The sequence below is a fragment of the Dyella acidisoli genome (assembly GCF_030160295.1).
Taxonomy (GTDB): Bacteria; Pseudomonadota; Gammaproteobacteria; order Xanthomonadales; family Rhodanobacteraceae; genus Dyella_B; species Dyella_B acidisoli.
Window position 1 is genome coordinate 286300 of record NZ_BSOB01000017.1, and the last position, 20304, is coordinate 306603.

Consider the following 20304-nt stretch of genomic DNA (forward strand, 5'->3'; position numbering starts at 1 on the left):
CCATGCGCAGATCATCCCGATCGCTAATTACCCTCCTGCTGTTATTCATCGCTGGCCTGGTTGCAGGCCCCGCCATGGCGCAGCAATCGTTGAACGTGCAGATCGTCGGTGGCGTGAAATCCGCCACACCGGTCGCCGTAGTGCCTTTCGCCCAGCAGGGCGCACCACTGCCCACCGACATCGCCGACGTGATCCGCAACGATCTCAACCGCTGCGGCAAATTCCGCTCGCTGGCGGTGAGTGAGATCGTCGAGCAGCCCAGCCAGGGTTCGGACATCAAGTTCGCCACCTGGCGTCTGCTCAAGCAGGACTACATCGTGATCGGCCGCATCAAAGATGCCGGCAATGGCATGGTGACAGTGGAATACGAGCTGTGGGATGTGAATCGCCAGCAGCGACTGCTCGGCAATGCCATGCCGCCTGCTTCCATCAGCGACCTGCGCGGCGTTGCGCATCAGATCGCCGATGCCATCTTCCAGCAGATCACCGGCATTCCCGGTGCATTCTGGACACGCATTGCCTACGTGACCATGGTCGGCAGCGGCAACAACGCCACGTATTCGCTGATCGTGGCCGATTCGGATGGCTACAACCCGCAGGTGGTCGCGCGCTCGCATGAGGCGCTGTTGTCGCCCAAGTGGTCGCCCGATGGCACGCGCATTGCGTATGTGTCCTTCGAAAGCGGCAACTCGGCGGTGTATATCCAGAACATCACCACCGGCTCCCGCCAGCTCATTTCCGGCCGTGCCAAGGGCATCAACAGCGCACCCGCCTGGTCGCCGGATGGCACCAAGCTTGCTCTGTCCCTCTCTTATACTGGCAACCCCGAGATCTACGTGATGGATCTGGGCAGCCGCCAGGAAACCCGCCTTACCCGCAGTCTGGCGATCAATACCGAGCCGGTCTGGTCGCCGGATGGCCAGAGCATCTATTTCACCTCCGACCGCTCCGGCCGCCCCCAGATCTATCGCATGTCGGCCGGCGGCGGCACGCCCGAGCGCGTTTCCTTCCAGGGCCAGCAGAACCTGGATGCGGCGATCAGCTACGACAGCAAGCAGACCGCCATGGTGCAGGCCAACGGGAACGTGTATCGTATCGCCATCGTGGACCAGAGCCTCGGTGGGCAGGTGCGGTTTCTCTCGCCCGGTCCGATCGACGAATCGCCTAGCTTCGCGCCGAACGCCAGCATGTTGATTTACGCCGCCACCGATGGAGCCCGAGACGTGCTTTATGCCGTTTCGAACGATGGATTGGTAAGGCAGCGCCTGGCGCTCGCCGATGGCGATGTCCGCCAACCGTCCTGGGGACCCTATCGCAAGCAGTGATTCAATCCGGTCGCGAACCTTACGTCGCGACCGGATGACTTGAGGAGAGGCCCGGAGCGCGAGAGTGTTCCGGCCACGACAGGTATGGCGTTTTGCCATGCCTGTTTTACTGGCCTCTGCAGTACAATGCGTGGCCGTAGTTGTAGGTGTAAGAAAAATAAAACAACAGCCGGCCCACCGGCGAAGACTGTCCCGTAACCGCAATCGTCATTGACTGTCGGAAACCAAACCCGTTTGAAGGAACGTCACCATGAATAAGACCGTTCGTATTGCCCTGGTCGCCCTGCTTTGCGTCGGTGCGGCCGCTTGTACCAAGAAGCAGGAAACCAAGCCGCAGGCTCCGCAGCAGCCGGAAACCACGACCGCTCCGGCCCAGCCCGGCGCCGGCAAGTACACCGCCGCTGACCTCGACACCGACGCCTGCCTGAAGCAGCGCGTTGTCTACTTCGACTTCGACAAGGACGAAGTGAAGCCGGAGTTCCAGCAGATCATGCAGTGCCATGCCAAGTTCCTGCAGGACGTGCCGACCTCGCGCATGACCTTGGACGGCAACGCCGACGAGCGCGGTACGCGTGAATACAACCTGGGCCTGGGCGAGCGTCGTGGTAACGCCGTGTCCAGCGCGCTGCAGGCCAATGGCGGTTCCGCCAGCCAGATCAACGTGATCAGCCACGGTAAGGAAAAGCCCGTGTGCCGCGAGCACAACGAGGATTGCTGGAGCAAGAATCGTCGCGTTGAGATCGTCTACACGGCGACATAATGGTGTTTCGATTGGCTCATCGTTTCATGGCCAATCTCAGCATGGCGGGCGCCCTGGCGTCCGCCTTGCTGTTTGTGGCGCCCGTACACGCGCAGAACTCACCAATGAGTCTGTCGGATCGTGTCGCACGGCTCGAACAGCAACAGCAGAACCAGGACCAGAACAAGGTTGGCCAGCTCAATCAGCTGCAGCAATTGCAGTCGATGATTCAGCAACAGCAGGGTCAGATCGAAGAGCTGCAGCACCAGGTTCAGCAATTGCAGGACCAGAACAAGGCGCAGTACACCGACCTGGATAGCCGCGTTGGTCGTCTCGAAAAGCAGGGCAGCGCCGCGCCAGCATCATCGGCAACCGCCGCGCAGGCTCCAGCAGCCAGCGCATCTGCCCCCAACAATGCAGCTCCCGCCGCAACGTCGACACCCGCTGCACCGGCCGAATCAGCTGCGCAGAAGAGTGCTGCACTCAACGCCTACAACGCCGCATTCAAATCTTTGCGCGCAGGCGACTACGTGTCCTCGTCGCGCGGCTTTCGCGAATTCATCCAGAAATATCCCAACGATGCGCTCACGCCAAATGCGTTCTATTGGCTGGGCGAGTCGTACTACGCCACCACTAACTACCAAGTGGCGGTGGAAGCCTTCAAGCATCTGCTGAGCCAGTACCCGCAGAGCGACAAAGCGGCAGATGCCACGCTTAAACTCGGCTACAGCCAGCTAGAGATGAAGCAGACTGACGCAGGCATCGATACGTTGAAGTCAGTGGTCAGCAAGTACCCCAATTCCAATGCGGCCAAGCTGGCCCAGGAACGCCTGCGCCGACTCTCGCAGTCGACGCGTTGAGGGTAAGGTGGTGAGCAGCACATCGGCGAACGTGGAAATGACCACGTCGGATTCTCCGGCGGCTGAACGCCTACGCATCACCGAGATCTTTCATTCCATTCAAGGCGAAGCCGACGCGATCGGTTGGCGCACCGTGTTCGTGCGTCTTACCGGCTGCCCACTGCGTTGTGTGTGGTGCGATACCGAGTATTCGTTCTACGGCGGCAATTGGCGCGACATCGACGACATTCTCGCTGAGGTCGCCTCGTATGGCGCCAGCCACGTGTGCGTCACCGGTGGCGAACCGCTGGCGCAGAAGCGCTGCCTGATTCTGCTGCGCAAGCTGTGTGATGCCGGCTACGAGGTGTCGCTGGAAACTTCCGGCGCACTGGACGTTGCCGAGGTCGATCCGCGCGTGCGCAAGGTGATGGATCTGAAGGCACCCGATTCCGGCGAAAGCGCGCGCAATCTCTGGTCCAACCTCGATCATCTGCTGCCGCACGATCAAGTAAAGATCGTGATCGCCAGTCGCGTCGATTACGAATGGGCGCGCGGTGTGGTGGCCGAACATCGCATCGATCGTCGTTGCATGGTGTTGTTCTCGCCGGTGCATGGCGCGATCGAACCGCGCGCCTTGGCCGAATGGATCATCGAAGATAAATTGCCGGTGCGCTTCCAACTGCAGTTGCACAAGCTGCTGTGGAACGATGCGCCGGGGCATTGAGCGAGTGCTCAATCTCACCTTACCGTCATTCCGGCCTTCGCCGAGGTGCTTTTCAACAGCAAAGCTGGTCATTGACGAGTTGTAGTTCTCCAATACGTGGAGATAAACCACACGCGCCGGCCTGTGTCGCCGACAGCGTTCCCGGCCGGTGACCGGCCGTCTTCTGCAGTTGGAATTCACTATGTCAGGTTCTATACCCCGTAAGGCTGTCATCCTCGTTTCCGGAGGCATGGACTCTGCCGTCACTATCGCTATTGCCCGCGAACAGGGCTATCAAGTGCACGCACTGAGCGTGGCCTACGGCCAGCGCCACAGTTCCGAACTGGACGCAGCAGCACGCGTTGCGCGCATGCTCGGTGCGGTCGAACACAAAACCGTGCACGTGGATCTGCGCAGCATCGGCGGCTCGGCGCTCACGGCGGACATCGATGTGCCGGAGCAAGGCGGGGAAGGTATTCCGGTTACCTACGTGCCGGCGCGCAATACCATCATGCTATCCATTGCCCTGGGTTGGGCCGAAGTGCTTGGCTCCACCGACATCTGGTGCGGTGTGAACGCCGTCGATTACTCCGGTTATCCCGACTGCCGCCTCGCATTCATTGAAGCCTTCGAGCGGCTGGCCAACGTGGCGACCAAGGCTGGCGTAGAAGGTGCTGGCATCCGCATTCATGCACCCTTGATGGCGATGAGCAAGGCGGATATCGCCCGTGAAGGCCAGCGCCTGGGCATAGATTTCTCTGCGACGGTGAGCTGCTACCGAGCCGACGCGGAAGGCCGCGCCTGCGGCCATTGCGACGCCTGCCGGCTGCGTGCACAGGGCTTCCGTGACGCCGGTTTGGACGATCCCACCCGATATGCTTGAGCAATCCGGTCAGGTGTCGCTTGTGCCGCAGGCGTCCAGACTCTAAAATTAGCGGCTTGCTTTCCGGGCCGTTAGCTCAGTCGGTAGAGCAGCGGACTTTTAATCCGTTGGTCGACAGTTCGAATCTGTCACGGCCCACCACTATTTGAAAGGATCTGCGGCAACGCAGGTCCTTTTTTTCTTTGCCGGCGGCATAACTTCTTTTCTCTATTGGTTTGCATCGCAACCTTCGCCGCAACTGCGAAGCCCGTTGATGAGCTTGCTCTGAGTTTGATTAATGTGACGGTGGATGCGAACAACAACACGCATTCGATCTGCCGGCTTCCTTGTCGTTCCCGTCTTTACGAACGTCGCGTTCCAGTTATGTCACGAACGAAAACCCGCATGGCTTCCGCCGTGCGAGTTTTCCATGCAAGCAAAAGGCTGAAGACGCTATACCCGCGAACGGTGCTGCCGTACTCGTTCCACTACCAACGGCACCAGCGAGAGTGCTGCCAGCGCGCATAAAGGCAGCACGACACTCGGATCGAAAATCAGCTCCGGTCCAAGCTGCCGACCATGGCTGAGGGCTACACCCAAACCTGCGCCCACCGAGGTTTCGAAGACCAGCATCACGGTGCCGCCAAGAAACGTGGCGCCGAGGAACAGCCATAACGGGCATCGAAACCAGGCCAGCGCCATGGTGACCAAACCGAACGGCGCTACCGGTACCAGCCGCAGGAACATGGTGTAGACCACAGGATGTCGCTCGAAGCCGTGGTGCAGTTTGTCCGCGATGGCGGGAGGATGTTTGCTGCCGATGCCGAAAGCGTAGCGGCTGGCTAGAAACAGGATCAACGAGCCAAGCGTGAGGCCGATGGAGGAATACGCGGTACCCTCCACAACGCCGAAGGCGAAACCGGCCGCCAGGATCAGCAAGATGGTGACTGGAACACCCGTGCAAGTCGCCAGTACCAGCAGGCTGATGTAACCAAGGCGGCTCAGCCAGGGATGTTCGGCGAGGTGTTCACGTAGTTGATGTTGATGCGCAACCAGTTGCTCGGGATGGATGCGGTCAAACACGCCCGAAGCCAGCAGCACGATGCCTGCCGCGATCAGCAGCAGCAACGGCAGCGCGGAGCGCAGGCGGTTCAATAGCTTTCTCCGCGGGCGCCATAAGCGGCGAGTACGGCGCGTGCTTCTTCGCGCAGGATGTCGCGTCGCACGGTGATACCTCGATGCTGCAGTTCGCCGACCCAGTCGGAGGGCAGAGGACCTTCGTCGAATTCTGTCAGTGCTTCGACGTCTTCTCCGCGTGCGCCAATCAGCAGCGTATCGACACCGGCCCAGAAGGTGGCGCCGTAGCACTGGCAGCAGGGTTGCGCACTGGTGGCCAATGTGTAGTGGCCGCCTTGTTCGTTGAGGCGATAACTGGCCAAGCGCTGTTGCGCGGCCATGTAGGCCAGCATTTCGGCGTGGGCTACGGAACAGGTCTGCGGAATCACCCGGTTGACTGCCGCGGCGATCAGGCGGCCATGTTCGTCGAATACGGCTGCGCCGAACGGCCCACCCTGGCCGTGTTCGATATTGCGCCGCGACAGCTCGATCGCCAGCCGCACACGCTCTTCATCCGTGATGTACCGCTGACTGGTGTCGGCAACTTCTTCGATCCATGGCGGCAGGGTGAGGTGGATCTGCAGCGGCAGCATCATGAGGAGAGCCTGCCTGTGGCCTCGGCATGGCTCGCGCCGGGTCTGTTTGCCCGTCGGATTGCGTCCTCACTCAGTTGTGTATCGACATACACGCCTTCGTTCCTCCTTGCCCGACAAGCAAACAGATCCCGGCGCGGGCCACGCCGAGACCATAGACAGGCTTTTAGCCCGCTTGTTTAGCCCAGGTGTCGCGAAGGGTGACGGCGCGGTTGAACACAGGGGATTCGGGGCGATGATCCAGACGATCGGCCACGAAATAGCCCAGGCGCTCGAACTGGTAGCGCTGTTCCGGCGTGGCCTGGGCCGCAGCAGGTTCCAGCCAGCCGCGCACGATGCGCTTGGCTTCCGGATTGATGTGCTCGATCCAGGTTTTGCCGTCGCTTTCATCGTCCGGCGTGGGTACGTTGAACAGGCGGTCGTACAGGCGGATTTCCGTGGCCACGCCGTGCTTTGCGCTGACCCAGTGGATGGTGCCTTTCACCTTGCGCTCGGCGCCGGGCATGCCGGAGCGCGATTCGGGATCGAGCGTGCAGCGCACTTCGCTCACGCTGCCGTCGTCGGCCTTGATGATTTCCACGCACTTCACGATGCCCACGCCGCGCAGGCGGACTTCGCCATCGGGCTTCAGGCGATGGAAGCCTTTTGGCGGCACTTCAGCGAAATCTTCGCGTTCGATCCAGACCTCACGCGAGAACGGTATGTGACGCGTGCCAAAGCTTTCGTCCTTGGGGTGATTGGAGAAGGTCAGCGATTCTTCGTGATCTTCTGGCAGGTTGGTGATGACCAGCTTGAGCGGATCGATCACGGCCATGCGGCGTGGCGCGGTGGCGTCCAGGTCTTCGCGTACGCAGTTCTCGAGAATGGCGTAATCGATCACGCTGTTCTGTTTGCTCACGCCCAGGCGTTCAATCAGCAGGCGGATGCCGCTTGCCGTGAAACCGCGGCGGCGCAGGCCGCGCAGGGTGTTCATGCGCGGGTCGTCCCAGCCGTCGACCAGCCCATCGTTCACCAGCTGGGCCAGCTTGCGCTTGCTGGTGATCATGTAGCTCAGGTTCAAGCGCGAGAACTCGATTTGGCGCGGCTTGGCCGGCTCCGTGCGGAACCCGGCCTGGCGCATGTGCTCCCACAGCTCCGGATGGCTGGGAAGATCCACGTTGTCCACGAACCAGTCGTAAAGCGGACGGTGATCTTCAAATTCCAGCGTACATAGCGAGTGCGTGATGCCTTCCAGTGCGTCAGACAGGCAGTGCGCGTAGTCGTACATGGGGTAGATCGGCCACGCGTCGCCTGTGTTCTGGTGAGTGACCTTGCGGATGCGGTAGATGGCCGGATCGCGCATGTTCATGTTGCCGGAAGTCATGTCGATCTTGGCACGCAGCGTCTTGCTGCCGTCCGGGAATTCGCCTGCTCGCATGCGGTGGAACAGGTCCAGGTTTTCTTCCACGCTGCGGTCGCGGTGTGGCGAGTTACGGCCTGGCTCGGTGAGCGTGCCACGGTATTCGCGCATTTCCTCAGCGGTGAGGTCGTCGACGTAGGCGTGGCCGTCCTGGATCAGCTTGATGGCGGCGCGATAAAGCACCTCGAAGTAATCGGAGGCGTGGCGCAGGTCATGCCACTCGTACCCCAGCCAGCGCACGTCATCCTTGATGCCTTCGACGAACTCGGGGTCTTCCTTGCCAGGGTTGGTGTCGTCCAGGCGCAGATTGCACCAGCCGGCGAACTCGCGGGCGATACCGAAATCCAGACAGATCGCCTTGGCATGGCCGATGTGCAGGTAGCCGTTGGGTTCGGGTGGAAAGCGGGTGCGGATGGCGGCGTGCTTGCCGGTGCCCAAATCCTCGCGAATGATCTGACGGATGAAATCGCGCGGCGCGTCGGTCTCGGGGGTTACAGCGGGCGTAGCGGCAGCGGACGAAGTGGACATCGGATCAAAAGTTCGCACAAGGAGTGGGAATCTCCAAGTTTAACCGGTTGAACGACTTAGGTAACGACGGCCAAGGCCGCATTCAATGGCGGGCGGCAGCCAGCGTCAGATAAGCCTGATGGAGTGCGTCAACTTGAGGTTCCAAGGCCGACTCCGGCCCGCTGTTATCGATGACATCGTCCGCCAGGCCGAGACGCTCAGTGCGGGAGGCCTGAGTGGCGAGAATGCGTAGGCCTAAGTCTTCATCCATGCCGTCACGCCGCATCAGGCGGTCCAGTTGGGTGGCTTCCGGTACGTCCACCACCAGGATCCGGTCCACCCAGCGATAGTGGCCGATGTTTTCCGCCAGCAAGGGAATGGCCAGCATCACGTACGGGGCTTCATCGACCTGCACTCGCTCCAGCATCCACTGCCGCACGCGTGGGTGCACGATGGCCTCCAAGGTTTTGCGCGCGGTGGGATCGCTGAACACGCGTTCGCGCATGCGCGGGCGGTCCAGGCGACCATGCACATCGAGCACCTCGCTGCCGAACGCGTCGACGATGGCCGCGAGACCATCGCTGCCTGGTTCCACAACGGCGCGAGACGCCTGATCTGCGTCGTACACGTGCACACCCAGCGCCCGGAAGCGCTGCTCCGCTGCACTTTTGCCGGAAGCGATGCCGCCGGTGAGGGCTACCGTGAAGGGCATGGCTTGCTCATCGCAGTCCAGTCAAACTCATGTAGGCATGCGCAAGCTGATCACCCGCGACAAACCACACCCACCCCGCCATGGCGAGGAATGGCCCGAACGGCATCGGCACTTCGCGCCCGTGTTTGCGCAGGGCGATCAATGCGCCGCCTACCAGCGCGCCGATCAGTGAAGAAAGCAGGATCACCGGCAGCAGCGACATAGGCCCCATCCAAGCGCCCAGTGCAGCGAGCAATTTGAAATCGCCGAAGCCCATGCCTTCCTTGCCGGTGAGCAGCTTGAACAGCCAATACACACTCCATAGGCTGAGGTAGCCGATGGTGGCGCCCAGAATCGAAGCGGGTGGCTGGACGAAAAGATGGACCAGGCTCAGCAGCAGGCCGGCCCACAGTAGTGGCAACGTAATCTGGTCCGGCAGCAATTGCGTGCGGAAATCGATGCCCGACAGCGAAACCAGCGCCCAGGTGAAGAACAGTCCCGCGAGACCAGCCCAGGTTGGGCCGAATTTCCAGATGATGATGGCGCTGAGGATGCCAGTCAGCAGCTCGATCAGCGGGTATTGGATGGAGATGGGTGCTTGACAGTAGCGGCAGCGACCGCGTAGCAGGAGCCAGCCGAACAGCGGGATGTTGTCGCGGGCTGCCAAAGGGTGTTTGCAATGTGGGCAATGCGAGCCTTCGCGCACGATGCCTGGCGGTAGCGCTTCTTCGGGAAGCTCAAGACCCAGCACCGCATGCGCTTCCTGCCTCCAGAACGCATCCAGCCGGGCCGGTAAACGCAAGATCACGACATTGAGAAAGCTGCCAACAATCAGGCCCAGCACGCCTGCGACAACGATCCAGACTGTAAGCGGCAAATCAGGCATGCACGAACCGTAGGTATGAAAACGCGCCACATTATCGCCGCTGGGCGGCAACGATGTGGCGCGTGGTTTAGGCAGGGATTAGAACGTGCCGGCGAGTTTGAAGATGGGGAGATAGAGCGCAATAACGATACCGCCCACCACCGTACCTAGAATCACCATCATCAGTGGTTCGAGCAAGGAGGCAAGGGAGTCGACCGCATTGCTGACTTCCTCTTCGTAGAATTCAGCGCATTTGAACAGCATGCTATCCAATGCGCCCGACTCTTCACCGATAGCTACCATTTGCACGACCATGTTGGGGAACAGGCCGGTCTGCCTCATAGCTAGCTGCAGTTGGTGACCCACCGCGATATCGTCGCGCATCTGGTGTACGGCGTCGGAGTAGACAACGCTGCCCGTAGCACCTGCCACTGCGTCCATAGCCTCTACGAGGGGGACGCCAGCACGGAATGTGACGCCCAGCGTACGGGAGAATCGCGCAATAGCCGACTGGCGAAGAATGTTGCCCATAACTGGAAGCTTGAGCGATACGCGATCAAGGAAATGGGCGAATTTCACCGAGCGCTTCTTGGCCATGATCAGGCCCACGATGCCACCGATAAGGCCTCCGAGCACGATGTACCAATAGTCCTGCATGAATGCCGACATCGTCACAAGAAGCTGAGTGGGCGCTGGCAACTCCGCGCCTGCGTCCTTGAAGGTCTTGGCAAAAACCGGAACCACGAACAGCAACATAATCATGATCACCGCCACGGCGACCACCATCACCATGATGGGATAGAACAGCGCCTTCTTGATCTTGCCCTTGATGGCTTCGGTTTTTTCCTTGTAGGTGGCAACGGTGTCGAGAATCGTATCGAGCACACCAGCCGATTCGCCGGCACGCACCAGGTTGCGGTAAAGCTCGTCAAACTGCACCGGGTACTGGCCCAGTGCTTCATGAAGCGTCGAGCCGCCCTCAATGCTCTGTTTTACCTCGACCAGCATGTTCTTGAAACGAGGATTCTTCTGGCCGTCCGCGATGATGTCGAAGGACTGCACCATTGGCACGCCGGAGGCCATCATGGTGGCGATCTGGCGGCTGAAGATAGCGACATCGCGAGGTTTGACCGCGCTGCCACTACCGCCGAAAAGCGGCTTGGCGCGCTCCTTCACCGTCTGCGGGTTCATCCCCTGTCGACGCAGTTCGGCTTTTACCAGCGAGACATTCTTCGCCGGCATCGAGCCCGTCATGCGCTTGCCGCGCTTGTCCAATGCCACCCATTCATAAGTGGGCATCTGCGTAATTTGCGCGCGCGCGGTAGCCTGCTGTCGGGTGTTTTTGGTAGCGGCGGTAACCGTAGCCATGGCGTTTAATCCCCCAATAAACCGAACCCAGCGCCGGATATCGGCACAGCGGGCAACATAATCACCAGCTTACGGTAGTTTTGCGACCCATTTCGTGGCCGCCCGCGCAAGTCTGGTATGAAGACGGTCGCGATCTAACGTTAATCCTTGGTCACGCGATCGATTTCCGCAAGGCTGGTCACCCCAGCCTTGGCCTTCATCAAAGCCGATTTGCGCAGATCGTTGATGCCAATCCTCTGCGCCGCTTCGGCGATCTGCAGAGCGTTGCCGCCCTCCAGCACAATCTTCTGGATCTCCTCGACCATGGGCATTACCTGATAGATACCCACGCGCCCTTTGTAACCCTCGTTGCAATCCGGGCAGCCCACGGCGTCGTAAAGTTCCATGCCCTCATCGAGGTCCTTCTGCGTAAAGCCTGCAGCAAGCAAAGCCTGCGGGGGAAGCTCAATCTTCTTCTTACAGCTATGCAGGCGTCGTGCCAGGCGCTGGGCGATGACTAGAGTGACTGACGAGGTGATGCTGTAGGGCGGGATGCCCATGTTCATTAGACGGGAGATGGTCTGCGGTGCGTCGTTCGTATGCAGGGTGGAAAGTACCATGTGACCGGTCTGGGCGGCCTTGATGGCAATTTCCGCTGTCTCCAGGTCGCGGATTTCGCCCACCATGATCACGTCTGGGTCCTGACGCAGGAAGGAGCGCAGCGCCGCCGCGAAGGTCATGCCGCGCTTGGTGTTCTGCTGTACTTGGTTGATGCCCTCCACACGGATTTCCACCGGGTCTTCTACCGTGGAAATGTTGCGTTCCGCCGTGTTGAGGATGTTCAGCGCCGTGTACAGCGAGACCGTCTTACCCGAACCGGTTGGGCCGGTCACCAGCACCATGCCATAGGGCTTGTGGATGGCGTCCAGGTAGAGCTTCTTTTGCAGGTCTTCGTAACCGAGCTTATCGATACCCAACTTGGCCGAAGAGCTGTCCAGGATACGCAGCACGATCTTTTCGCCGAACAGGGTCGGCAGTGTGCTCACGCGGAAGTCCATCGCATGGCTCTTGGACAGGTTGAGCTTGATGCGGCCGTCCTGCGGCACGCGACGTTCGGCGATATCCAGGCCCGCCATCACCTTCAGACGTGAGGAGATGCGGTTCGCCAGTTTCTGTGGCGGGCTGGCCACAGCGCGCAGCATACCGTCCATACGCAGACGTACGCGGTATTGGTTTTCATAGGGTTCGAAGTGGATATCCGACGCGCCGCGACGAATGGCGTCCACCAGGATCTTATTGACGAACTTCACCACGGGGGCGTCATCACCGCCAGTGGCGTCGATACCGCCGCTGCTGGTCTCTCCGTCTTCGTCTACTGACTCCAGTGCCAGGTCTTCTAGGTCGCCTCCGCCCAAATCGGGCGTCACGTTGTTAAGCGTGCTGACGGCTGTATCAATGGCGCGGCTCAGCTGAGCCCGCTCGACCAAGACGGGCTCCACCATGCAATTGGAGTGGAATTTGATTTCGTCCAGCGCGTGAAGCTGCATGGGGTCGGCAATGCCCACGAAGAGGCGTTTGCCACGCTTCATAAGGGGCAGGGCCTGATGCTTGGTCATCAGCTCCTGACTGATCAAGCTTGTAGGCATACTTGCCGCCGCAAGTGCCGAGACATCGAAGATCGGCATGCCGAACTCTGCCGAGGCAATCTGCGTCAAACGGTTGTTGTCGACCAAATTCTGGTCCAACAGCCAGCCGGTCAAGGTCTTCTTCTGCTGACTCGACTCGGTGACAGCTTTGCGAACGTCGGCTTCAGGCAGCAAACCCTCGGAAACGAGTCGACGGGCCAGTCCTGATAAGCCAAGTGCGGTGGGCTGCGGCTGCGATGACATGATAAAACCTGCTTAAGTCCCCTGATTGGACTCGAATTTAGCGCACATTGAGGCGGCAGGCTATCGACTGTCACCGGTTTTGCAGGAGGGACACGGCCCTTTTCCTCGGCAGATAAGACGTCTTAGGTAGTTGGCAGGGACTCAGATATTCTGAGCTACGAAAATGTTCGGTGTGGGAACAACTTGGCAACGCTATTTAATAGGCCACGCTATGATTAGGCGATCTCTGGGGAAGCCAACTGTTTGAACATGCTCAGCATCATCCTTCCTGCCAAGAACGAGGCAGCCGCACTCGCTGAATTGTTGCCGCGTCTTTGTGCGGAGCAGCCGTCTGCGCAGATTATCGTGGTGGACGATGGGTCAATCGACGATACCCGGGCTATTTGCGAAAAGCATGGGGTGCGATGCCTCAGTTCACCTTATTCCATGGGAAATGGTGCCGCCATAAAACGCGGTGCGAGAGCTGCCAAGGGTGATGTACTGGTCTTCATGGATGCGGACGGGCAGCATCACCCGGCGGATGTGGCGAGGCTCCTAGAAAAGTTAGAACAGGGATACGACATGGCAGTAGGAGCCCGTGATTGGGGAAGTCAGGCCGGAGTCGGGCGCGGCGTTGCCAACACGTTCTACAACTGGCTGGCTACGCGGATGACTGGGCATGACATTGCTGATCTCACGTCTGGTTTTCGCGCCGTACGTGCAGATAGGTTTCGTGAGTTCCTCTATTTGTTGCCAAATGGATTCTCATATCCCACCACCAGCACCATGGCATTTTTTCGAAGTGCTTATCCAGTGGCCTACGTACCTATCAAGGCCGCTCAACGTGTCGGCAAAAGTCATATCAAGCCGCTGAGAGATGGGCTACGGTTCCTATTGATCATTTTTAAGATCGCCACGCTTTACTCACCTTTGAAGCTGTTTGTGCCGGCCAGCGGGGTCTTTTTCCTGTTGGGTTGCGCCAATTACACGTGGACCTTTATCCGAGAGGGAAGGCTTACCAACATGAGCACTCTCATGTGGAGTGCGGCAGTGATCATTTTCCTGATAGGTTTGGTTTCGGAGCAAATCACGTCGTTGACATACCGACGTCATGACTGAAGTAAATCGCCTCACCCTGCTCGTACTCGCATCAACTTATCCACGGTGGCGCGGCGATCCAGAGCCCGGCTTTGTACATGAGCTATGCCGCCGCCTGGCAGATCACTTCGCTGTTGTCGCGTTGGTCCCAGATGCTCCTGATGCTGATCCGAGTGGAAAGATGGACTGCGTAGAAGTAGTACGCTTTCGATATGCCCCGCGTTGGTTGCAGACGCTGGTCAATCATGGAGGTATCGTAGGCAATTTGCGTCATCATCCCTGGAAATGGTTGCTGGTTCCGGGGTTTGTCCTATGTCAATACCTGGCCGCCAGGCGACTTGTTCGAACGCGCAAAATTGATCTTATCCATGCGCACTGGCTGATTCCACAAGGCCTCATTGCGCGACGACTGAAGAAAGTGGCTGCCGTACCTTACATCGTGACCTCCCATGGGGGGGACCTGTACGGCTTGCGTGGTGCGTTGCTTGGAAGCTTGAAGCAAAAAGTTGCGAAAGCCTCTTCCTCTATGACTGTGGTTAGCACAGCCATGCAAGCTGAAGTCACGAAGATTGGTTTGCAACCTCCGAGCCTGGCAGTGCTGCCCATGGGTGTCGATTTGCGCAACCGGTTTTCCATTGATTCAAGCGTCGAGCGGGTTGAAAACGAACTGTTGTTTGTAGGGCGATTAGTGGCAAAAAAAGGCTTGCCCGCACTTTTAAAGGCTATGCCCGCGGTACTGCGTCAGCGGCCATCTACTGTTTTGACCATCGCGGGCTTTGGTCCTGAAGAGGCATCCTTGCGCTCGCTCGTACGCTCTTTAGGCATTGAAAGTCAGGTTAGTTTTCGTGGAGCTATGTCACAAGAAGGCTTGCCGGAGCTTTATCGCCGCGCCACCGTGTTTGTTGCACCATTTGTCCGCGACTCATCGGGCAATCAAGAGGGACTGCCGGTCGTTCTTATGGAAGCGATTGGTTGCGGCTGCCCAGTGGTCGTCGGGAATGTTCCGGGTATCCAGGACTTATTGGGCGACGCAGCACCAGAGATATGTGTAGATCCTGCCGATACACATGCTTTTGCGGAAGCAATTCTTGCAGCGCTGGAGAATCCGAAACAGGCTCAGGAGCGCGCATATCGGATTCGTAATATCGCGGCGGGCAGTATTGACTGGGATGTCATAGCCGACGGGTATGCTCGTGTCATCCAGCAATGTCTTCTAAGTACGGCAAGGGATCTATCGTGAACGTCCTGATTTGTGGCGGTGCGGGATATATAGGTACGCACATGCTCAAAATGTTGGCGCTTCGAGGTTACGAAACTACTGTATTCGACAATCTGTCCACGGGTCATCGAGCCGCGGTGCGCTGGGGTAGATTTGTTGAAGGCAATATTCTTGACCGTGAAGCGTTGGATCGTTTGTTTGTCTCCCAGCATATCGACGTAGTCATGCACTTTTGTGCATTGTCGCAAGTAGGTGAGTCCGTAAGAGACCCTTACACGTATTACCAAAATAATGTAACAGGCACTGTGACTCTACTGGAGGCTATGCGCGCCGCCGACGTCAATAAGCTTGTTTTTTCGTCTACAGCCGCTGTTTATGGGGTTCCTGTCAACGAGGGACTGTTGAGCGAATCGCACCCAACAAATCCAATCAATCCTTATGGCGCGAGTAAACTGATGGTCGAGCGTGTGCTCGAAGATGCATCGCGCGCCTACGGACTTCGATCAGTGATTCTGCGCTACTTCAACGCTGCTGGTGCTGATTCCGAAGGAGATATCGGTGAATCACACTTGCCCGAAACGCATCTAATTCCAAATGTCCTGCGTGTAGCGCAGGGAATTGGTGAGCCATTGAAAGTCTTCGGAAACGACTACGTCACCCGCGATGGGACATGCATAAGGGACTATGTGCATGTTACCGATTTGGCTCAAGCGCACTTCCAAGCAATGCGCTTTCTGGAAAGCAACGAAGGGACTCACTGTTTCAATCTCGGGAGTGGAAAGGGTCATACCGTGATGGAAGTGATTGCCGCAGCGCGTGAAATTACAGGGCAGCCCATTGAATTTGTGCGAGCACCGCGTCGCGCTGGTGATCCACCTGCACTAGTGGCAGATATTAGGCGCGCTATCGAGGTGCTCGATTGGCGGCCGGAGTTTGAAGATGTGCGATCCATAATCGAAACTGCTTGGCGTTGGCACCGAGCGCCCCACTATTGAGGTCAGCCAATGGCGAAACAGCCTAAGCTCATTCTTCGAGAAAGTTGTGTCCATGACATGAGTAGCACTTGGTCACCAGGTCGTTTTATAGAAATGGGGGCTGGCACGGGACATATGACCCGGATTTTTCTTGAGCGGGGTTTTTTTGGTGCTAGCCATGATCTTGGGCGGGATAGCCGCCAAATGATGAGGGAAAATTTGTCGTTTGCTCAAGAGCGTATGGTCGTGGTCGATCGGTTATCAGAATTAGCTGATGAGTCGTTTGACTACCTGTTCGCGTTTGAGGTGCTTGAGCATATTGAGAAAGATAGAGAAGTTATGCGTGAATGGATACGTTATTTGAAGCCAGGAGGCCGAGTTCTGATTTCAGTGCCGGCGCATCAGCGAAAATTTGGCAGGTCTGACGAACTCGTGGGGCATGTAAGACGGTATGAAAAGGGGGAGTTACGGACACTTTTAATGAGCGCCGGAGTGGCAGACATTCATATTGTGAACTATGGGTTCCCGGTTACCGAATTTACTCGAAGATTGTCTAATCGCCTCATCAAGAATGATCAAAGCTACGATGATATGACACCTGAGCAGCGGAGCGTTCGTAGCGCGCAAACTAAGCCAGCCATCATCAATAAAGCGCTTTCGCTCATTAGCGGCGATCTGTTTGTGCCATTTTGCTTTGTGCAACGATGGTTCTATCAGTACGATCTTGGCGATGGCTACGTGGCAAGCGGTATTAAGTGCAGCGGTTAATGGCGGACAAGTTCGACAAGTTTCGGTTCCACCGAACCTATTAGTTTTTTCCAGTCATCAACGGCTACGACGGCTGTAACGGGGCTTTCGAGTTGAGCAAATAATACGTTTGCCAAGCTTTCCGGACTGTCTACCTGATATAGGCATGAGGGAGTCTGTGCCAACAGATCTGGCATGACACCAACGCAGGCAGCTGCAACGGGTAATCCGCAGGCGAACATTTCATAAGCCTTCTGCGGAAAGCAGTAACGACCAAATGGGGTGTCGCGGATGCAGATCGCGCCGACGTCCAATGCATTAAATAATTCGGCGGTGCGTGTGTGCGGAAGCGAACCAAGGTAGTGAACGCGGTCGTCTAAGGGGAGCGCCAGGTTCGTATCCACAGGACCAGCGAGCACCAAACGCACATCACTGCGCCGCTCTTTGATTATCTTCCACGCTTCGTAGAGCGTTTCCACACCTTTATCACGATACAAGCCGCCTGCGGTCCCTATAAGAGGCGCATTGGCCGGAAGTCCGAGCGACATTCGGCATGCCATACGGTCCATAGGTCGGAATATGGACTTGTCCACTGTGCTTGGCATTGAAATAATCTGGCCTCGTGCATGATAGACCGTTGCCACAAATTCCTTGAGCGGAGCGCTTGTAGTGGTCACGAGCGAAGCGTTACGTACTGCTTTGCGTAAGGCGGGTACCATTCCCGGCATGCGGGCCTGACCGAATCCTTCAAAGTTGTCGTACAAATCTACGACATAAGGCACTTTGAGTTGCCGGGACAGCCACGCAGACAGCACCACGTGTGGAATGTCCGATGCACCGATCAACAGATCCGGGGCGAAATCCCTTAGGTGGTGAAGCAGAGTGTGCGGATAGCTGAGAAGGTTCGGCAGTAAAAGCCTCCCTAACGAACGTGACTCCCAGTGCAGTCGCCCGGGGAGGGCGTCGTGTGATTCCTTGATGCGATCATGTCTCTGATAGCTGAGGCAGAACCCGCCAACTGTGTGTCCCAGCTTTGCAAGCTGGAACGGAATCTCATATAGACGTGCGTAGCGATCAAGGATGACATCCTTGTTCATATACCGTCGCTTGCACAAAAAAGCTATGCGCATGGTTATCAGCCGATAAGTTGCTTGGCCGCAGTCAAGGCGGCACCTACTACTTGGTCCATGTTGTAGTAGCGATACTGCGCAAGGCGGCCGACAAAGGTGACGCGTGTTTCTTTGCTGGCCAATTCCTCATAACGTTTGAAGAGCGACTCATTCTCCGTGCGTGGAATGGGGTAGTAGGGGTCGCCTTCGGCTTGCGGATATTCACGCACAATAGATGTGCCTGAGTGCGTCTGACCGGTAAGATGTTTGAACTCGGTTATGCGTGTGTAGGCATGATCATTTGGATAATTGACTGTCCCGGTCTCTTGATATTGCTGTACGTTCGGCAGGTGCTCATGCTCAAAGCGCAAGGAGCGATAAGGCAAGTGACCGTAGCAATAATTGAAATAGGTGTCGATGGGGCCGGTGTAGACAATGTGCTGATACCGGTCGATATTGCGCAGTTCGGCAAAGTCAATCTCTAATTCCACCGAAATGTTCGGATGATCTAGCATGGCTTCGAACATCTTCGTATAGCCATGTAGAGGCATGGCTTGGAATCTGTCAGTGAAGTAACGGTCATCGGTATTGACTCGCACTGGAATGCGAGCAGCAACACCTGCTTTTAGTTCGGAAGGCTCTAGTCCCCATTGCTTGCGTGTGTAGTTAAGGAAGAATTTTTCGTAGAGATCGCGGCCAACGGTGTTGAGGACCACGTCTTCGCTCGTCAAAACGGGCTCGCGTGGCTCTCTGACACGTTCAAAGTAGGCTTCGGCGCCAGCGTCATCAAGATCCAATCCGTATAACTTGTTCAATGTGTCCCGATTTATAGGGAACGGATAGGACGCACCGCCAACTACGCCTCGTACGCGGTGTTCATAAGAGCGCCACTTAGTAAAGCGTGAGAGATATTCAAAAATTCGTTCACCATTAGAATGAAAGATGTGCGGACCGTAGCGATGTATCAGTACGCCATGTTCGTCCAGTTCATCGTAGGCGTTGCCGGCAATATGCGGACGCTTGTCGATGATATGCACTCGGTGACCGGCATCTGCCAGTTCACGTGCCGTGACGCTGCCGGCGTAGCCGGCGCCAACGATGAGCAGATCAGAGTGCATATCGCTTTTTAATGATCGCGAGCATGGTGGACGATGGGTTTGTGGCGAACCGTAATACGTTCGCAAAGGGCATGCGACATGATTAGTCGTCTAAGTGACCGCGATTTGCGCGCCACGTCCTTGAGCAAGGGCAACTTCAAGTCATATTTCGCGGCGAGCCAGGCCAGCAGGCGATCCGATCCTTGCAATTTGTCGGCGATGTCGAGATGAAAACGACGTCTTTCTTCAATCGGGCAAGGAAGGCGCACCAATGGGTCGGAATAGTATTTGCTTATCATTTCGCGAGTGGCCTTATCGAAACGATGCTCACTTTCCGCTGAAAATCCGGCAAACATCTCTTCGATTTGACGCGCGTACAGCATACGTGAACCGACGTCGGGTACGTACCGCTGTGTCCAGGAATGCGGTACGTTGATGTTGTAGACAGACATGATTCTATCGAGGTAAGCAATCTTTCCGCGCAATGCAGCGTGCAATGCGAGTGGGTAGTCTCCTACGGGAGCCCGGTGATACCAAAAGGGTGGGTTGAGGGCAATTTCGCGGCGTACGAGTATCGAGGCAGTTGGTATGAGTCCTCCATCGCCAAGAATGACTTCATTCGTACTAAGCATTCGTGAGAAGAGAGACTGTCTGCTCGTCCTAGTCTGACGACCGCTTTGGCTATCTACATAGGCCGCGGCATGAAAGACCAGCGAGCACTCTGGGTAGATACGAAATACCTCCATTTGGCGAGCTAACTTTGTCGGGTCGCACCAATAGTCATCACCTTCGCAAATTGCCACGTACTTTCCGCGCGTTGCCGACCAACATCGATGCGAGTTGGCACGTGATCCAACGTTTTCTTTTGCCGTCAGTATGCGAACGAGATGGGGGTGGCGGCGCTGGTAATTCAGTACGATCTCACGGGTTCGATCTGGTGAGCAATCCTCGCCGACGATCAATTCGATAGGAAAGTCGCACTGTTGTGCGATGACGCTCTCGATAGCTTGGGCGATGAACTTTTCGTGCCGATACGCAAGCATGTAAACGCTCACTAACGGATTCGTCGGTAGCTTGCTCCAGTCCGAAATTTCAATGGTCTCTGTTTGATCGGTCATGTCAGGATGATGACTTCCCGGGTATCTAACCCAGTTCATTCGGAGTGAGGCAAAAAAGTTCAGTAGCATTTAAATCTAAAACGGCCTA

The 20304-nt window shown here is 57.3% G+C and carries 19 protein-coding genes and 1 tRNA gene; 10 read left to right on the forward strand and 10 right to left on the reverse strand.

Annotation, left to right across the window (positions count from 1 at the left end):
• Positions 1-2 precede the first annotated feature (2 nt).
• The 6 genes from tolB to QQJ86_RS10565 all read left to right on the forward strand — a co-directional run bounded on the left by tolB (position 3) and on the right by QQJ86_RS10565 (position 4630).
• Positions 3-1325, forward strand: a complete 1323-nt coding sequence (tolB, locus tag QQJ86_RS10540; protein ID WP_284320896.1) for a Tol-Pal system beta propeller repeat protein TolB — start codon at positions 3-5, stop codon at positions 1323-1325.
• Between the two features lie 250 nt (positions 1326-1575).
• Positions 1576-2085, forward strand: coding sequence for a peptidoglycan-associated lipoprotein Pal (gene pal / locus QQJ86_RS10545; RefSeq protein WP_284320897.1), 510 nt, complete (start codon positions 1576-1578; stop codon positions 2083-2085).
• A gap of 2 nt (positions 2086-2087) precedes the next feature.
• A complete protein-coding gene (gene ybgF, locus QQJ86_RS10550; RefSeq protein WP_345782814.1) occupies positions 2088-2924 on the forward strand; it encodes a tol-pal system protein YbgF in 837 nt (278 codons plus the stop codon).
• A gap of 37 nt (positions 2925-2961) precedes the next feature.
• Complete coding sequence (gene queE / locus QQJ86_RS10555) at positions 2962-3627, forward strand: 7-carboxy-7-deazaguanine synthase QueE (RefSeq protein ID WP_284321008.1); 666 nt, start codon at positions 2962-2964, stop codon at positions 3625-3627.
• A 181-nt stretch (positions 3628-3808) separates the two neighbouring features.
• Positions 3809-4489 (forward strand): 7-cyano-7-deazaguanine synthase QueC, encoded by a 681-nt coding sequence (gene queC / locus QQJ86_RS10560; RefSeq protein ID WP_284320899.1) that lies wholly within the window; start codon positions 3809-3811, stop codon positions 4487-4489.
• Between the two features lie 65 nt (positions 4490-4554).
• A tRNA-Lys gene (locus QQJ86_RS10565) sits at positions 4555-4630 on the forward strand.
• A 291-nt stretch (positions 4631-4921) separates the two neighbouring features.
• Here QQJ86_RS10565 and QQJ86_RS10570 read toward each other — a convergent pair.
• The 7 genes from QQJ86_RS10570 to pilB all read right to left on the reverse strand — a co-directional run bounded on the left by QQJ86_RS10570 (position 4922) and on the right by pilB (position 12875).
• The gene (locus tag QQJ86_RS10570) at positions 4922-5623 is read right to left on the reverse strand and encodes a TVP38/TMEM64 family protein (protein ID WP_284320900.1); all 702 of its coding nucleotides are present in this window, start codon (positions 5621-5623) and stop codon (positions 4922-4924) included.
• The gene (locus QQJ86_RS10575; RefSeq protein WP_284321009.1) at positions 5620-6177 is read right to left on the reverse strand and encodes a nucleoside deaminase; all 558 of its coding nucleotides are present in this window, start codon (positions 6175-6177) and stop codon (positions 5620-5622) included. Before QQJ86_RS10575 ends, QQJ86_RS10570 begins: the two co-directional genes overlap by 4 nt.
• 166 nt (positions 6178-6343) lie before the next feature.
• Entirely contained in the window at positions 6344-8104 is a 1761-nt protein-coding gene (locus QQJ86_RS10580) for a glutamine--tRNA ligase/YqeY domain fusion protein (protein ID WP_284320901.1), read from the reverse strand.
• A gap of 82 nt (positions 8105-8186) precedes the next feature.
• A complete protein-coding gene (gene coaE, locus QQJ86_RS10585) occupies positions 8187-8795 on the reverse strand; it encodes a dephospho-CoA kinase (protein WP_284320902.1) in 609 nt (202 codons plus the stop codon).
• Between the two features lie 7 nt (positions 8796-8802).
• A complete protein-coding gene (locus QQJ86_RS10590; RefSeq protein WP_284320903.1) occupies positions 8803-9660 on the reverse strand; it encodes a prepilin peptidase in 858 nt (285 codons plus the stop codon).
• 78 nt (positions 9661-9738) lie between these two features.
• Positions 9739-11007 (reverse strand): type II secretion system F family protein, encoded by a 1269-nt coding sequence (locus QQJ86_RS10595; protein WP_284320904.1) that lies wholly within the window; start codon positions 11005-11007, stop codon positions 9739-9741.
• 140 nt (positions 11008-11147) lie between these two features.
• Complete coding sequence (pilB, locus tag QQJ86_RS10600; protein ID WP_284320905.1) at positions 11148-12875, reverse strand: type IV-A pilus assembly ATPase PilB; 1728 nt, start codon at positions 12873-12875, stop codon at positions 11148-11150.
• A 243-nt stretch (positions 12876-13118) separates the two neighbouring features.
• Here pilB and QQJ86_RS10605 point away from each other — a divergent pair, with 243 nt between their 5' ends.
• The 4 genes from QQJ86_RS10605 to QQJ86_RS10620 are packed head-to-tail and all read left to right on the forward strand — an operon-like array spanning position 13119 to position 16913.
• Positions 13119-13973 (forward strand): glycosyltransferase family 2 protein, encoded by an 855-nt coding sequence (locus QQJ86_RS10605; protein WP_284320906.1) that lies wholly within the window; start codon positions 13119-13121, stop codon positions 13971-13973.
• The gene (locus QQJ86_RS10610) at positions 13966-15192 is read left to right on the forward strand and encodes a glycosyltransferase (protein WP_284320907.1); all 1227 of its coding nucleotides are present in this window, start codon (positions 13966-13968) and stop codon (positions 15190-15192) included. The genes QQJ86_RS10605 and QQJ86_RS10610 overlap by 8 nt, the downstream gene beginning before the upstream one ends.
• Positions 15189-16166 (forward strand): UDP-glucose 4-epimerase GalE, encoded by a 978-nt coding sequence (gene galE, locus QQJ86_RS10615; protein ID WP_284320908.1) that lies wholly within the window; start codon positions 15189-15191, stop codon positions 16164-16166. The genes QQJ86_RS10610 and galE overlap by 4 nt, the downstream gene beginning before the upstream one ends.
• 57 nt (positions 16167-16223) lie before the next feature.
• Entirely contained in the window at positions 16224-16913 is a 690-nt protein-coding gene (locus tag QQJ86_RS10620; RefSeq protein ID WP_284320909.1) for a class I SAM-dependent methyltransferase, read from the forward strand.
• Here QQJ86_RS10620 and QQJ86_RS10625 read toward each other — a convergent pair.
• From QQJ86_RS10625 to QQJ86_RS10635, 3 genes are read right to left on the reverse strand one after another with little or no spacing between them, the layout of a single operon-like run.
• Positions 16910-17989: a glycosyltransferase family 4 protein gene (locus QQJ86_RS10625; protein WP_284320910.1), complete on the reverse strand. Its 1080-nt coding sequence runs from the start codon at positions 17987-17989 to the stop codon at positions 16910-16912. The two genes, QQJ86_RS10620 and QQJ86_RS10625, sit on opposite strands and share 4 nt — an antisense overlap.
• A gap of 38 nt (positions 17990-18027) precedes the next feature.
• On the reverse strand, positions 18028-19119 hold the full coding sequence (glf, locus tag QQJ86_RS10630; protein WP_284320911.1) for a UDP-galactopyranose mutase: 1092 nt from the start codon (positions 19117-19119) through the stop codon (positions 18028-18030).
• Between the two features lie 8 nt (positions 19120-19127).
• Positions 19128-20216 (reverse strand): glycosyltransferase, encoded by a 1089-nt coding sequence (locus QQJ86_RS10635; RefSeq protein WP_284320912.1) that lies wholly within the window; start codon positions 20214-20216, stop codon positions 19128-19130.
• Positions 20217-20304: the final 88 nt, after the last annotated feature.